General features: G+C 47.7%; 11 protein-coding genes. 9 read left to right on the forward strand and 2 right to left on the reverse strand.

The features are described 5' to 3' along the window. Nucleotides 1–167 precede the first annotated feature (167 nt). From BMZ54_RS23835 to BMZ54_RS23870, 8 genes are all read left to right on the forward strand, one after another. Entirely contained in the window at nucleotides 168–761 is a 594-nt protein-coding gene (locus BMZ54_RS23835; RefSeq protein ID WP_089918167.1) for an RNA polymerase sigma factor, read from the forward strand. Nucleotides 762–894: 133 nt separating this feature from the next. Next, nucleotides 895–1,923 (forward strand): FecR family protein, encoded by a 1,029-nt coding sequence (locus tag BMZ54_RS23840; RefSeq protein ID WP_089918169.1) that lies wholly within the window; start codon nucleotides 895–897, stop codon nucleotides 1,921–1,923. A gap of 112 nt (nucleotides 1,924–2,035) precedes the next feature. Beyond that, nucleotides 2,036–5,467 carry a SusC/RagA family TonB-linked outer membrane protein gene (locus tag BMZ54_RS23845; RefSeq protein WP_238386672.1) on the forward strand — a complete coding sequence of 1,144 codons (3,432 nt, stop codon included), beginning with the start codon at nucleotides 2,036–2,038 and terminating at the stop codon, nucleotides 5,465–5,467. A 10-nt stretch (nucleotides 5,468–5,477) separates the two neighbouring features. Further along, entirely contained in the window at nucleotides 5,478–7,004 is a 1,527-nt protein-coding gene (locus BMZ54_RS23850; RefSeq protein WP_089918172.1) for a RagB/SusD family nutrient uptake outer membrane protein, read from the forward strand. 103 nt (nucleotides 7,005–7,107) lie between these two features. Then, nucleotides 7,108–8,418, forward strand: a complete 1,311-nt coding sequence (locus tag BMZ54_RS23855; RefSeq protein WP_089918175.1) for a glucoamylase family protein — start codon at nucleotides 7,108–7,110, stop codon at nucleotides 8,416–8,418. Between the two features lie 274 nt (nucleotides 8,419–8,692). Continuing rightward, entirely contained in the window at nucleotides 8,693–11,119 is a 2,427-nt protein-coding gene (locus tag BMZ54_RS23860; protein ID WP_238386673.1) for a glycoside hydrolase family 2 protein, read from the forward strand. A 57-nt stretch (nucleotides 11,120–11,176) separates the two neighbouring features. Then, nucleotides 11,177–12,367, forward strand: a complete 1,191-nt coding sequence (locus BMZ54_RS23865) for an alginate lyase family protein (RefSeq protein ID WP_089918178.1) — start codon at nucleotides 11,177–11,179, stop codon at nucleotides 12,365–12,367. 127 nt (nucleotides 12,368–12,494) lie between these two features. After that, nucleotides 12,495–12,734, forward strand: coding sequence for a hypothetical protein (locus BMZ54_RS23870; protein WP_089918181.1), 240 nt, complete (start codon nucleotides 12,495–12,497; stop codon nucleotides 12,732–12,734). Between the two features lie 5 nt (nucleotides 12,735–12,739). Here the strand turns inward: BMZ54_RS23870 and BMZ54_RS23875 are convergent, their stop codons facing one another. Continuing rightward, entirely contained in the window at nucleotides 12,740–14,053 is a 1,314-nt protein-coding gene (locus tag BMZ54_RS23875; protein ID WP_089918182.1) for a tetratricopeptide repeat protein, read from the reverse strand. Nucleotides 14,054–14,181: 128 nt separating this feature from the next. Then, nucleotides 14,182–14,655, reverse strand: a complete 474-nt coding sequence (locus BMZ54_RS23880) for a MarR family winged helix-turn-helix transcriptional regulator (protein ID WP_089918502.1) — start codon at nucleotides 14,653–14,655, stop codon at nucleotides 14,182–14,184. A 46-nt stretch (nucleotides 14,656–14,701) separates the two neighbouring features. Between BMZ54_RS23880 and BMZ54_RS23885 the strand changes: the two genes are divergently transcribed. Continuing rightward, nucleotides 14,702–15,529 (forward strand): AraC family transcriptional regulator, encoded by an 828-nt coding sequence (locus BMZ54_RS23885; protein WP_162277656.1) that lies wholly within the window; start codon nucleotides 14,702–14,704, stop codon nucleotides 15,527–15,529. The last annotated feature ends 63 nt before the right edge of the window (nucleotides 15,530–15,592 follow it).

Below are 15,592 nucleotides of genomic sequence, written 5' to 3' on the forward strand. Positions count from 1 at the left end.
CTGTGGAAAGGAAATTGAAAACAGAATGTCATTAAAATATTACACAGAGGCTTGCGCCTGCTGTTATTCATTTTATGCCTATATTCTATACATTCTAGATCTTTTCACTTCACAATACCTCCGCTGTAATTCACTGCCTACTTGTAAATAAATGCCTAACTTGCCGCATGGCCTTACATGCTTGGGAAGGGGATGCTGACCTATGGCGGCAGTTTTTGCAGGGCAGCCGGGAAGCCTTTACGGTACTATATGCCAGCTTTGCGCCGTTGTTATATAACTACGGATGCAAGCAGTGTGCGGACCCACGTCTGGTGGAAGATTGTTTGCAGGATGTTTTTGAATACCTGCTGCAGCACCGTGCTCACCTGTCTGAAGTAACGAATGTAAAAGCTTACTTGCTGAAAGCCTATCGCCGTGCGCTGTTGCGTACAATAAGCAATGTGCGTAAAAATATACCCGCTGTATTAACAGACGAGTCCAGCTTTGATGTTATGCTTTCACCGGAAAGTATCCTCATTGCCCAACAAAGTGAGCTGCGCCGTAAAGAACAGGTGAAAGCCGCGCTCAACGCCCTGCCACCCCGCATGAAAGAAGCGCTGTTCCTGCGTTTTTATGAAGATCTTCCTTTTGAAGATATTGCAGCGATCATGGAAATTGATCAGAAGTCCGTATATAAAATGATCTACAAAGCCTTTGATAAGCTGCGCCAAAAGCTGGCCGGCTTCCCGCTCTGGACGCTCTTCCTCACCATGTGGTTATAATGGGTGGTTAAATTTTTCTCCTATTCGGGTTGTTGGATAAGTTTTATCTAAAAAAATATTTCCTGCAGAAGGGATAAAACCCTGATAACACTCCTCTATATATAAGTAAAATCACCAAAACAGCGCTGTTGTTATGGAATGGAAGGACTACGCAGACTTCTCAGTAACTGATTTCCTGGCGGATGATTTTTTTACGGAATGGGTATTACGCCCCAACGTAGAAAACCAGTCGTTCTGGGAAGCATGGCAGCAGCATTACCCGGAAAAGCAAACGGTAATAGCAGAAGCGCGGGCCATGTTATTATCACTGGAATACCAACGGTATCAGATGCCCGCGGAAAGTTACGATCGTATATGGCATGCCCTCCATGGCAAGATGGAGCATGCTCTGCCGGAAACCATGTTTATGCAAGGTGCCCATTACCGCCGGAACTGGCGCCGCGCCGCCATGTTCACCGGCGTATGTGGGATCCTGGCCTTGTGCGCATTGTGGCTGCTGCGGAAAGAAGATAAACGCGCCGTATATACCAGCCAGTTTGGAGAGAATCGCCGCCTGTTGCTGCCGGATAGCTCGGTAGTAATACTGGGACCGCATTCCGCATTAAAGGCAACTGCTTTTTCAGCGGAAACTAAAACAAGAGAAGTATGGCTGGATGGTGAAGCCTATTTTATGATCAAACCAGACCTGCAGGGTAATAAACCTTTTACCGTACATACAGGAGATCTGAATATAGAGGTGCTAGGCACGGAATTTAATGTAAGTAATTATGATGGCCGCCCCCAGGTAGTTTTGCATAGTGGTAAAGTGGCGCTGCGAGACAATACAAAAAAGTCCGCGCGAATTGTTATGGAACCCGGGGAGATGATCACGTACAGTACCAGTCAAAATCGCTATCTGCGTCAGAAAGTTGTTACGGAAAAATATGTTTCCTGGGTTCATCACACTTTAATATTTGAAAACACCAGCCTGGCAGAAGTAGCCGCACAGCTGCATTATAAATATGGTATCCACCTGCAGTTTGCAGATAGTACGCTCCGTGGGGAACAATTCAGCGCTACCCTGCAGCAAGCCGATCATAAGGTGGTGCTTAAAGCTATTCAGGAAGCCTTTGGCGTGCAGCTTACACAAGAAAATGATAGTACGTTTTTGATTAGCCGATAGCTTAATAGCCATGATTGCTAACAGTGAATACCATGTATGATAGAAAGGAATTCCATGTCTGATATCGACGTTTAAACAACATTTGCTCGTAAATAAACTAAAACAGATCGTTATGAAAGTAACAGGTACACACAAGGGTAAAACCTTGCTGGTGCTGACCCTGGCAGCCGCATTTACAGTGCAGGCGCAGGATCTGGCCTATAGGCGCCCCCAATCCACACACGCAGATACGCCATTGCTCACCCAAAGAACAGGCACGCTGCCATTAAAGACAGCCCTGCAAAAACTGGAAAAAACATACCGCATTAACTTTGCGTATAATGCCCGGCTGATAGCAGAAAAGCAGGTGCCGGCCAATGCATTGGACCAGAGCGGTAACCTGCCGCTGGAAAATGTGCTGCAAGCTATACTACCCCCGCTGGATCTGCAATATAAACGAATAGATTCCGCGGTATACGTAATAAAACCACTGAACACACAAGGAGGTGCTAACAGTAACGACTCTACGGAGAATACTATGAGCTACCTGCAGACGGCCCCGGTTAAGGGAAAAATAACAGATAAGGCAGGCACTCCTTTGATTGGCGTAACAGTACGTGTAAAAGGCACTACTACCGGTGGCACCACCGGTGCAGATGGTACTTTTGCCATCAATGTACCGGAAGGAAAAGATACCCTGCAGGTATCTTACCTGGGTTATTTGCCACAGGAAATAAGCATAGCCGGCAAAACCACCGTGGATATTGTTATGCAAAGTTCCGAAAGCCAGCTGGAGCAGGTAGTGGTAGTAGGTTACGGAACTCAGCGTAAGCGTGACCTCACCGGGTCTATTTCTTCTGTAAAAGGAGAGGAGCTGGCCAAGCAACCGGTGCTCACTGCAACACAGGCAGCCCAGGGTAAGATTGCCGGTGTGCAGATCATTTCTTCCGGTCAGCCCAATACGCAACCACAGATCCGTGTGCGGGGTACCGGTTCTGTAATGGCGGGCGCCAATCCTTTATACGTGGTGGATGGAGTGCTCACAGATGATATCCGCAACATTAACAGCGCCGACATTGTGAATATGGATGTGCTGAAAGATGCCTCTGCCGCCATTTACGGTGTACGCGCCGCTAATGGGGTGATCATTATTACCACACGCAAAGGCAAGTCAGGTAAAACAGAAGTACGTTACGATGCCAATGCTGGTTTCCGCCAGGCATCCAGCCTGGTGAAAATGGCAGACCGCAACCAGTATATAGATTATCTGAAGGATGCTGCTCCGGGTAAAGATCCGGCTACAGATGCTGCAGCGTTCCCCGGTTCTTCCAACTGGTATGATGCTACCTTGCGCAAAGCTTTTCAAATGAACCACAATCTATCTGTATCCGGTGGTACGGATAAGCATACATACTTCTTTAGTGGTGGTTATATACAGGATGATGGGATCATCAAAACCAACACTTTCCGGCGTTTTACTTTACGCGCCAACAATGAGGTGAACATTTCTGATCAATGGAAATTCAGCACACAGTTGTCTTATTCCAGGGGCGATGGCCGCAATGTACCGCTGAACGACATTTATGGCAATATCTACCGCGCGGCGCCGGTAGTAGATCCGGAAGAGAACGGCCGTTATGGTAATACCTCGGCCTGGGGGAATGTGGGCAACCCCTTGCTGACATTGGATAAAAAGAACTACCGTCAGCAGGATAGCCGCTTGCAGGGTAACCTGGCATTGGAATTTACACCCATTAAAGCACTGCGGTTCCGGTCGGCTTTTAATGCAGATCTCCGTTGGGGCAACGACCGCATTTACCAATACAAATATTTGAATGATGATAAAATTTTCCTGGTGGCCGGTGGTAACCAGCGTTCGGAAAATAGTCAGCTGATCATGGATAACTCCCGCTCACAGGGCTGGGTATGGGATAATACCGCTACTTATGATCAAACCTTTGGTAAAAGCACCCTTACCTTACTGGCCGGTTCTGTAACGGAAGGCTTTTACAGCACTTACCTTACCGGCTCCCGTATTAATGTACCGGAAAGTGAAGACCTCTGGTACCTGGACCTGGGTAACCCCGATGTGCAATCCAAAATAAATAATGGCGGTGATAAATATGCTCGTCAATCCTTTGTAGGCCGCGTGAATTACGGGTATGATAACCGTTACCTGTTAAGCGCTTCCATACGTGCAGATGGCAGCTCCAAGTTCCGCGAACGCTGGGGCTACTTCCCCACGGTAGGCGTAGGCTGGGTAATTTCACAGGAAGCATTTATGAAAGACCAGAATTTGTTCAGCTTTCTGAAGCTGCGGGGCAGTTGGGGCATATTGGGTAATGATAACATTCCTACCAATGCCTATATTAATACGGCTACAGTAAACCTGCCTTATTTTTATGATGGGGTTATTACTTTAGGCAATGCTTTACAGGATACCAAAGATGCCAACCTTAAATGGGAATCTACCAATCAGTTTGATGTGGGTTTTGAATTTACCTTGTTGAATGAGCACCTGAGCGGTGAAGTGGATTATTACAATAAAAAAACCAAGGATGCCCTAACGGTAGTGAATATACCCAGTATCCTGGGTGATCCGAATAATACCTACATCACCAATGCCGCCTCTTTCAAAAATACGGGTTATGAAATATCACTGAACTGGAAAGATAATATTACCAAAGACCTAAGCTATAGCGTAGGCGGTAACATTACTTTTAATAAGAACGAAATCACCAACCTGGCCGGCGGCCAGGCCTTGCTGGGCGGTAATGTGGGCCAGCAAAGCTTTGTAACCCGTACCGATAACGGGCAGCCCGTAGCCAGTTTTTATGTGTTGCAATCCCTCGGTGTTTTCCAGAGCCAGGATGAGATCAATAGTTATAAAAGCAAGGATGGCACGGTTATTCAACCGGGCGCCAAACCCGGTGATCTGAAATATCAGGATTACAATGGCGACGGTATGATTGATGATAACGATAAACAGTATAAAGGCTCCTATCAGCCTAAATTCTTCTACGGCTTTAACCTGGGCTTAAACTTCAAAGGTTTTGACCTGACGGCTGATTTTTATGGTAGTGGCGGTAACAAGATCTATAATGGTAAAAAGGCTTTCCGTTATGCGAACACGGATAATATAGAAGCTGAATACGCAGATCATCGCTGGAAGGCTGACCGCCCCTCCACAACAGATCCTTCATTGCTGGTATCTTCCATGCCGGCTTCTACTTACTTTATTGAATCCGGCGCATTCCTGCGTTGTAATAACCTTACTATTGGTTATGCATTACCTGCAGCAACGCTTAAGGCAATTGGTATTAACCGTTTTAGGGTATACCTCACTTCGCAGAACCTGTTTACATTAAAGAAGTTCAGCGGGTTTAGCCCGGAGCTACCGGGAGGTACCATTGATTTCGACAACAGCATTAATAACAGGACCAATACGCGTTCCAGCGCATCCAATACCACCAACAATACCAGTGGTATACTGGATGCCGGTATTGAGCTGAATGCCTATCCAACCACGCGCACGTTTGCCTTTGGTGTAAATGTTTCATTCTAAAAAAAGCGTCATGAAGAACATACGTAAAAATACATGGATAAAAGCAGCCAGTGCAGGCCTGGTCATTTCTGCCATGCTGGTAGCTGCCTGTAATAACTACCTGGATGTGAAACCGCAGGGACAGATAGATGAAGAGGCAACCACTGCGGATCCGGAAGCTGCGCAAAACCTGGTGACCGGTATTTATAATAACCTATGGGTGGGTAACATACATGGGTTTCCGTTCATTGGCGTTACCAACATTGCATCGGATGATGCGGATAAAGGCAGCTCACCCGACGATGCCGCTCCTACACAGGGTGCGCTGGATAACCTGACCATGAACGCCAGTACCACTACGCTGAACGATGTGTGGTCCGGTTACTACCAGGCTATTGCCAGGGCCAATAAAGCATTGCAGGTATTAGACCCTGCAACCATTGATGCGGATGTGAAAAGACGCCTGCAGGGCGAGAGCCATTTCCTGCGCGCTTACCTGTACTTTAACCTGGTACGTTTGTTTGGCGGCGTGCCCAAAATAGATAAAACTTTAACGCCCGATGAAGCAGCCAGCGATCAGTATCAAACCCGTGCCGGTAAGGATACTATTTACCAACTGATCACCACTGATCTTGAGTTTGCGCTGGCCAACCTGCCCGCCAAGGGCGAAGCCGGCAGCCAGGCCGGCAAAGCCACTAAAGGAGCTGCTGCAGCCTTGCTGGCTAAGGTAAGCCTGTACCGGCAAAACTGGCAACGGGCTTTTAGCCTTACAGATTCTATTATTAACGGCCAGTTGGGCAGTTATGCATTATTGCCTAACTACGCGGATATCTGGAGAGAAACCGGTAAGAACGGTACAGAATCTATTTTTGAAATACAAACCGGTATTAATGCTGCCTGTGATGCAGCTATTGACGTATACAGTGTTTGCCAGGGGCCGCGGGCCGGTGGTAAGCGTGGCTGGGCCGATTTGGGCTGGGGGTTTGACAATCCTTCCCAAAGCCTGGTAAATGCCTATGAAGCAGGCGACAAACGTAAAGATGCTACCATTATAACCATTAATTCCGGTGGCACCGTACTGTGGGATGGTTTTCGTATACCCAGCCGCGATAGTGTGGAGAATGACCGCTATAACTATAAGGCCTATCACAGCCGTACCCGCGAATCGTATTGTGGTAATGCAGACCGCCTGCCTAAGAACCTGCGGATACTGCGTTTGGGCGAAGTGCTGCTGATTCATGCAGAAGCTGCCCTGGCCCTGAATAATCCCGGTCCTGCTGTTACAGATATTAATGCGCTGCGTACCCGCGCCGGGCTGCCGGCCAAAGGTGCAGTAACCCGTGCAGATGTTTGGAAGGAAAGAAGGGTAGAAATGGCCATGGAGCACGACCGTTTCTTTGAGCTGGTGCGGGAAGATGCGCTGGTGCCCGGAACAGCGGCAGCTGCTTTCCAGGCACATGGAAAAACGTTTGTAAGAGGTAAGAACGAAGTATTTCCCATTCCGGCTACACAGATCCAGTTTAGCCAGGGAAAGCTGCAGCAGAATAACGGATATTAATGATTTGACTTACGATATACGATTTTAGATTTTAGATTTTTTGGAGCGATGCACTTCCTTAAATCTTAAATCTAAAATCGTAAATCTAAAATATAAGCACGGTATGCGGTTAATATGGATAGGATGTTTGCTGCTGGCAGGTTTGTTGCCGGTACAGGCACAAAAGAAACAACACAAGGATACACGACGCGAACAGCTTAGTGATTCTGCGCTGCTAACGTTAGTGCAGCAACGTACATTTAACTACTTCTGGAAATTTGCACACCCGGTGTCCGGCCTGGCGCCGGAACGTACAGTAACGCCGGATACTGTTACCATTGGCGGATCAGGCTTTGGAGTGATGAGCATACTGGTGGGGATTGAAAGAGGGTTTATAACCCGGGAGCAGGGACTGGACCGCCTGTTGAAGATCGTGAACTTTTTATTTACGGCGAATCATTATCACGGTATATGGCCACATTGGATGAACGGGGCTACCGGGCAAACCATTCCCTTTAGCCGTAAGGATGATGGGGGCGATGTAGTAGAATCTGCCTTTATGTTCCAGGGGCTGTTATGTGTGCGTCAATACTTTACCGGTAGCAGCGAAAAGGAAACTGTGTTGCGCAATAAAATAACCTGGTTATGGAATGAGGCGGAATGGAGCTGGTACACCCGCGACGGACAGCCGGTATTGTACTGGCATTGGTCGCCGAACAATGGTTGGTCCATGAACCATCCTATACATGGTTATAACGAGTGCCTGATCGCTTACATACTGGCTGTTGCTTCACCTACCTATCCTGCTTCCCCAAAGATTTACCATGAAGGTTGGGCCATGAGCAATTACTTTAAGAACGGCAAAAAATATTATGGCATGAAACTGCCGCTGGGCTTTGATTACGGCGGACCATTATTTTTTGCGCATTACTCTTTCCTGGGGCTGGATCCCCGTGGTTTAAAAGACCGGTACGCAGATTATTGGGAGCAGAACCGCAATCATACCTTGATCAACCGTCAATACTGTATAGAGAATCCTAAAAAATATAAAGGGTACAGTGCCGATTGCTGGGGCCTTACTGCCAGTGATAGCTATCAGTTCTATGATGCCCACTCGCCTACAAATGACCTGGGTGTTATTACTCCTACTGCTGCCTTATCTTCTTTCCCGTATACGCCGGAGTATTCTATGCAGGCGTTAAAATATTTTTATTATAAAGTAGGTGACCATTTGTGGGGAGAGTATGGTTTTTATGATGCATTCAGCGAATCCCGTAACTGGTTCGATTACCAATACCTGGCCATTGACCAGGGACCTATTGTGGTAATGATAGAGAATTACCGCAGTGGATTGTTATGGAAATTATTTATGTCCTGCCCTGAAATACAGGCCGGGCTGAAGAAATTGGAATTTACAAGTCCCGCAATACAGTAACCCTCGGAAGCCCTTTACAGATAAGCCTTTCGGTCTTATCAAGCCAGGGCTGAAAATAATTTTGCATTTTATGCAATCGATTGCTTAATTTGAGCATAGATTCCGGTTTATGAAAAAGAAGGGAAGAAGCAAACGTTATCAAACAATCCATTCCTCTTTTTCCTGTATGGTAAGAACGCAGCAGGTATCGTAAATATCTTCTCATACAGCGTTATCATTAATAACATATAATTCATCATCGATAATGATCCGTTCTTTGCTCGTATCAGGGCTTATGATTTGTTTATTGTTGCCAGCTGCGCACGCCCAGCAAAGCCAGCGCCTTACCCAATCCTGGGAGTTCTTGCGGGAGGATTTAGGCAGCGTTTGGGAAGCCGTACGCCCCGTAGCAGAAGGCAGCCCGGAATCAGTGCCTTTGTGGGAAAAGGTAAGCCTGCCGCATTGTTTTAACGCAAGGGATGGGGTAGACCCGGATGTAAATTATTATGAAGGGCCGGGCTGGTACAGGACCGTATTGGAGCTAAAGAACCCTTACCCGCAGGGCCGCACCCTGCTGCACTTTGAAGGTGCCGGTCAAAAAACAGATGTTTACATTTTTACCACCAGGGTAGGCCACCACACCGGTGGTTATGATGAATGGACCGTAGATATTACAGACGCCGTACAACAGTTCCTGCAAAGCGCAGACGCTAAACGTTATAATGGCAAAGTACCGCTGGAGATCCGTTGCAGCAATGCAAGGGATGTGGAAATGATCCCCTCTGATATGTCGGACTTTAATGTGTACGGGGGATTATACCGTTACCTGAATCTCGTATATACGCCGGCGTTATCTTTTGAGCAATTGCATATACAGGCGCAGGTAGATGCGCAGGGCAAAACAGGCGCTGTACAGCTACAGGCTGCTTTCCGCAACCCCTTGCATACCTCGCAGGCCACCCTGGATATTAACGTACTGGACCCGCAGCAAAAAATAGTACAACACTGGACACAGCCGCTTACCCTGCAGGATAGTATACAGGTGCTGCAACCTTTCACTATTAAAAAACCTTTACTATGGTCGCCTGCACAACCACAGCTGTACACCGTGCAGGCGCGTTTGAAAAGCAGTGGTGGTGAAGCCGTGTGGAGTGGACATTTCGGCTTCCGGAATTTTGAATTTGTAACGCATGGCCCTTTTATGCTAAATGGCAAACGCTTATTGTTACAGGGCACACACCGGCATGAGGATGGCGCCGGGGTAGCTGCTGCGCTTACAGACGATATGATACGCCGCGAAATGCAGCTGATCAAAGATATGGGCGCCAACTTCATTCGCCTGGGACATTACCAGCAATCACCCCTGGTATTACAGCTGTGCGACAGCCTGGGTATACTGGTATGGGAAGAAATTCCCTGGTGCCGTGGTGGCCTGGGAGGAGAGGTGTATAAGGCGCAGGCCCGCCGTATGCTCACCAATATGATCACGCAGCATTATAACCACCCTGCAGTGATCCTTTGGGGGCTGGGTAATGAAAACGACTGGCCCGGCGATTTCCCGGAGTTTGATAAGCAAAAGATCCATGCTTTTATGAGTGAGCTAAACACGCTGGCACATACGCTGGACAGTACACGTAAAACCACCATTCGCCGCTGCGATTTCTGTAAGGATATTGTAGATGTATATTCACCCTCCATCTGGGCCGGCTGGTACCGCGGCCGTTACACGGAGTATAGGGAAGAAACGCTGAAAGCTATTGCCAGTGTGCCGCATTTCTTTCATGCAGAATGGGGTGCAGACAGCCACCAGGGCCGGCATGCAGAGTACCCGGAGGAAGCTGTTAAAAAAGTGGCCACCGGAAAAGGCGCTGATGAACGCACCGGCGATTTTGCGCTTACCGGCGGCAGCGCACGCGCCTCCAAAGATGGGGACTGGTCTGAAACCTATGCCTGTAACCTCATTGACTGGCACCTGAAAGAACAGGAAACCATACCACAGCTTACCGGCAGCGCTTACTGGATCTTCAAAGATTTTTCTACTCCACTGCGGCCGGAGAACCCCGTGCCTTATGTGAATCAGAAAGGCGTGGTAGGCCGCGATCTTACACCTAAGGAGGCTTATTATGTATTTCAGTCGTACTGGACCACGCAGCCCATGGCGCATATTTACGGGCATGGCTGGCCTATACGCTGGGGTAAGGAAGGAGAAGAAAAAATGATATGGGTATACTCCAACTGCCCGGAGGCAGAGCTGTTTGTGAATGGTAAAAGCTATGGCGTTAAAAAGCGCAACAGCCAGGACTTTCCGGCTGCAGGCCTGCGCTGGCAGCTACCTTTACACAAAGGCAGCTACCAGGTAAAAGTAGTGGCCCGCAACGGCAAACAAACAGTAGCCGATGAAATTACTTTTAACTACCAGTCCGATCCCTGGAGCAAACCTGCCCAGCTGCTGCTGGAAAAAACAGTGGCCGGTAATGATACGGTAACAGTAAAGGTAAAACTGGCGGATGCGCAAAAAATGATCTGCCTGGATGCAAAGGATTACATCAGCTTTTCCATTGCCGGTAGCGGCACATTAATAGATGATCAGGGCACTGCCGGCGGATCGCGTAGGGTACAGCTGGTGAACGGGCAGGCGCAGATAAGCATCCGTTTGAATAAAGGACAGAGCGTGGTAGGAGCGACGGTGCAGGGCGTGCCTGATGCCTTTATTAACTTATAGATTTCCGTTATAGCAATTTTTGAGAGAACAGTTTTTCTTTACTCTAACTTTTGCGTTATGAAAAAATATGGGCTGCTGTTTGTTTTACTTTCCTGTACCTGCGTGCTGGTAGCCCAAACACCGGCTACACGGCAGGCCTGGCTGCAACGCGTTATAAAAGACCAGCGTGCATTTATCCTGAAAAGAGCTGCGGATGCTATACAGCAAACGCCGCTTACTATTACAGCGTATAGCTGTTCCCGTAGTGCAGGCGGTAAGCATGATTTTTATTCAGAAGCCGATTACTGGTGGCCCAACCCTGCCAGCGCGGATAGCCCCTATATTCAGCGGGACGGGCAAACCAACCCGGATAATTTCCTGGAGCACCGCCGGGTAATGGTACGCTTTAGCCGTATTATGGGTGCACTGGCAGCGGGTTACGTAGTTACGAAAGATAAAACTTACCTGCGCAAAGCGCTGACACATGCACATGCCTGGTTTGTAGATACTGCCACCTATATGCATCCCAACCTGCAGTATGCGCAGGCCATTAAAGGCCGGGTCACAGGCCGGGGCATTGGTATTATAGATACTATTCATTTCCTGGAAGTAGTGCAGGCATTACGCATTATGGAAAAAGCAGGCGCCCTGCCGCCGGAAGATCTGAAAGCCATTAAAGCCTGGTTCACGGATTATTTGCAATGGATGACCACCCATCAATACGGGCATGATGAAATGAATGCCGCCAATAACCACGGTACCTGCTGGGTAATGCAGGCGGCTGCTTTTGCCGGCTGGGTAAATGATCAGAAGTGGATAGACTTCTGCGCAAAACGTTATGAAGAAGTATTGTTGCCCAAACAAATGGCTGCTGATGGCAGCTTTCCGCTGGAATTAAAACGTACTAAACCTTACGGCTACTCGCTGTTTAACCTGGATGCCATGACCATGGTTTGCCAGCTGTTAAGCAACCCGGATCATAACCTCTGGCAGTATACCACTGCAGATGGAAAGAACATTGGTAAAGGCATGGCCTACATGTATCCCTATGTAAAGGATAAAAAACAGTGGCCCTTTGCAAAGGATGTAATGTACTGGGATAACTGGCCCGTAGCACAGCCCTTTTTACTGTTTGGCGCCGTAGCTTATAATAACATGGATTATTACCGCTTGTGGTTACAGCTGGAACATGACCCGCAGGTAGAAGAAGTGCTGCGGAATGTTCCCATCCGCAACCCGGTGATCTGGTTATGGGATGTCAGATCATAATTTATGCCGTATCACACAAATGTGTTAACCTGTGAATCACAATTAATTAACGAAAAATTTCCCGTTTAAAACTTGCTTTTTAATAATATTATGAATAGTTTTATATATATGTAAACTAACTATTCCTATGAACTGGATGAAAGACCTATACAGTATTTACCAGAAGCTGGACGCTACTGGTTTTGAAGAGGTAAAAAAAGAGATCTTAAAAGCACAGGTGTACGGTTGTAATGCAGGAGAAGTGTACTACCTGGTATTACAGCAGCTGGTAATGATCAAAAAGGATAAGGTACAGATCTATGAAGTGATCAAGGGGGAAGTGGAGAGCATTATTCATCAGAGCAAAAGCATGATATACCTGAACTAAACCGGTTATCTTATTTCGTCAATCAACTTTTTTGCTTTCCAGTAAATGGGCGCCTGCTCCGGTATTTTCAGCAGCCATCCAACGCTCTGCTGTTTATCTCCTTCTTTAAGATAGCTGAGCGCCAGGTAAAAAGCGGCGTCGTACCGGTATGGCGACTTATCATCTTTATACACTGTTTGCAGATCCGTACGGGACTGCGGCAAAAGGTTCATATCTAACAGGGATACCCCCCGGTAATAGCGGGCGTAGGTGTTGGTGCTGTCCATTTGTAAAACCTGGTTCAGCTGCTCTACAGATTCGCTGAAACGGCGTTTATTGAAATTACGGGCTGCTTCATGCAGCAGCTTAGCAGCATTATTGGTATCTGCGGTATGGTGGTGCACCATTTCTGTTGGTGCAAACTGCCGGTACACATCCTTTCGCCAGGGGCTGATGAATAACAGGCCGGCCATGATGATAGCCAGCACGGTAATACCCATCACATACAGTCCCATACGGTTCATATCCCGGTCTTTGCCGTAAAACCAACGTTGCCGCATATCTACCAGTATCTGGGCCAGCTCCCGGCGGGTATTGTCCGGTGTTAAAGCCCTGCGCAGCCATTCTATTGCTTCCTTTCCTGATTTTACAATTTCCTGTACATCGCCGTTTTCTTTCAGCTCAATTTCAAAATTCTGTTTTTCTGTTTCCGGAAGGGATTGCATTACATACAAGGCGGTTTGTTCATAACTTTTATTGGATAGTACCCTATCGGTTTGGAGCTGATGGCCGTGCTCAAGCAGCTTAGCCATGCAGGATGGGAAGTTATCCGGTACCAGCCCTGAGGTGGGATGCAGGTTAGTGCCTGCCCCATCGGCCTGCGGAATAATGATGGCCTGCTGTATAGCCGTTTGGCAGGCAGGCGTTAATTCCATGAAGCATTGCAGCCAGTGCCGCTTTTTTTCACCATTGTTGGTGATCTCCTGCACATATTTCAGGTGGGCATTATCCAGGGTAGCTACTTCCGGCTCCGGCGCTTCTGCCACGTTCAACCCCCTTTTATAGAGCTCTTTACGCCAGGCTATTTTACATACCAGCATAAAAAAGGGCTCAAAACGGGTGGTCAGCTCTATGGGATGCTTTTTGGCATACGCGTAAATATCTGTAAGCCCTATTTCAAAAATATGTGCTGCATCTTTCTTATTGCCGCCATGTTGCAGGATAAAGGAGCTAACCTTTTTGGCAAATTGCCGGTAAATGGCATCTATAATGGCAGGGGAGCTATCCAGCAAGCCGTCTATGTATTCGTCGTCGTTATATAAAAGCCGGGTAGAGGTCATACGTTCGCCGGTTGTTTCTTATTATTTAGCTGCCGGTATAAAAGTATAAAACCTTGTCCAACACACAAAAAATTTTGAAACAGCCGGTTCTTTTATACACTTTACGTGCCAGAAATTAGGAAGAGGGGTTACATGTCGGGGTACACCTTATGTACCAGTTTCATTAATAGTTCTTTAAGGTGTTTGTTATCTTCTTCCCCAATTAAATAAGCATAGTGCTGTTCCATTTTCTGCACGCCTTCTGTAGCGTCAATCAACAGTTGTTTGCCCTTATCGCTCAGGAATATCATAATGGCGCGGTTATCGCTTTCATGCTTACGGGTTTCAATATAGCCCGCCGCTTCCAGGTTTTTCACCACTTTACTCATAGCCTGTTTGGTAATAAGCGCTTTTTTAGCCAGCTCATTATTAATAATGCCTTCCGGGGCGATATTGGCGATCAATACCATATCACCCATCTTAAAATCCGTGTACCCCCGCTGTTGCAGCTCTTCTGTAAGCCGGTTGTCCATATCCTTTTTGATCAGGTTCACCATGCGGATCAGCATCTGCGGTCTTAGCGCGATGCATTGTTGTAAACGCTCATCCAACGGACTGTTCATGATAGGCTATTTTAGTCAAATATATATTTATTATCTTGTTATGGCCATGGAAGTGATCGACAATATACTGCATTATATACAACAACATTTCGACCAGGATCTGTCCCTTCATAACCTGGCAGCCCAGGCGCATTACTCGCCCTACCATTTCCACCGCCTGTTCCGGCAGCGGGTAGGAGAGGCGCCCAAACAGTACTTATTGCGGTTACGCCTGGAGAAGTCCTGCAAAGAGCTGATCTTTTACCCCTATAAATCCGTGTACGCCATTGCCATAGATTGTGGTTTCAGCTCCCAGTCCGTTTTTGCGCGGGCCTTCAAAAATAAGTACCAGCTAACAGCCGAACAATACCGGGAACAGGCGCTTAGCGCCATCCGGGAAAAAACGGCGGCCGTTTCCCCGGAAGTACAGCAATACCCCATCAGCATTACCCGCTCTGAAAGCCTGCACCTGGCATGCGAATTAACATTCCTGCAGGAAGAGCATATTATGCAGGCCTTTAAAAAACTGCACCGCTGGGCCGCTGCACATGAGCTGCTGGACCAGCATCCTGAATTTTATGGCGTATTCCTGGACACGCCGTTTACCACTGCCCTGGCCCAATGCCGTTACCTGGCAGGCATTCGCCTGCGCCGTCCTTTTACCGGCCGTGAAAGCTATACCACCGGCCCCATGACCATCGCGCAGATACCGGTAATGGGCGCGCTGGAAATTGCCATGGATTATACCTTGTATGTAAAGCACCGCTGGCTGCCTGAAAGCGGTTACCGGCTTATACAGGGTAATCCCGGTTATGAGCATATTACCAGCATGGACCTCTCCAAACCTTACTCCCAGCATACCCGTATTATTTGTATGGGCCTGCAGCCGGAATAGCAAGAAATGCAAAACGGATCGCAAGAAGCGGGAAAAGCCCCGCTAATGGCGTAGCTACCTTTG

The organism is Chitinophaga rupis (assembly GCF_900109685.1).
In the GTDB taxonomy this organism is placed as follows: Bacteria; Bacteroidota; Bacteroidia; order Chitinophagales; family Chitinophagaceae; genus Chitinophaga; species Chitinophaga rupis.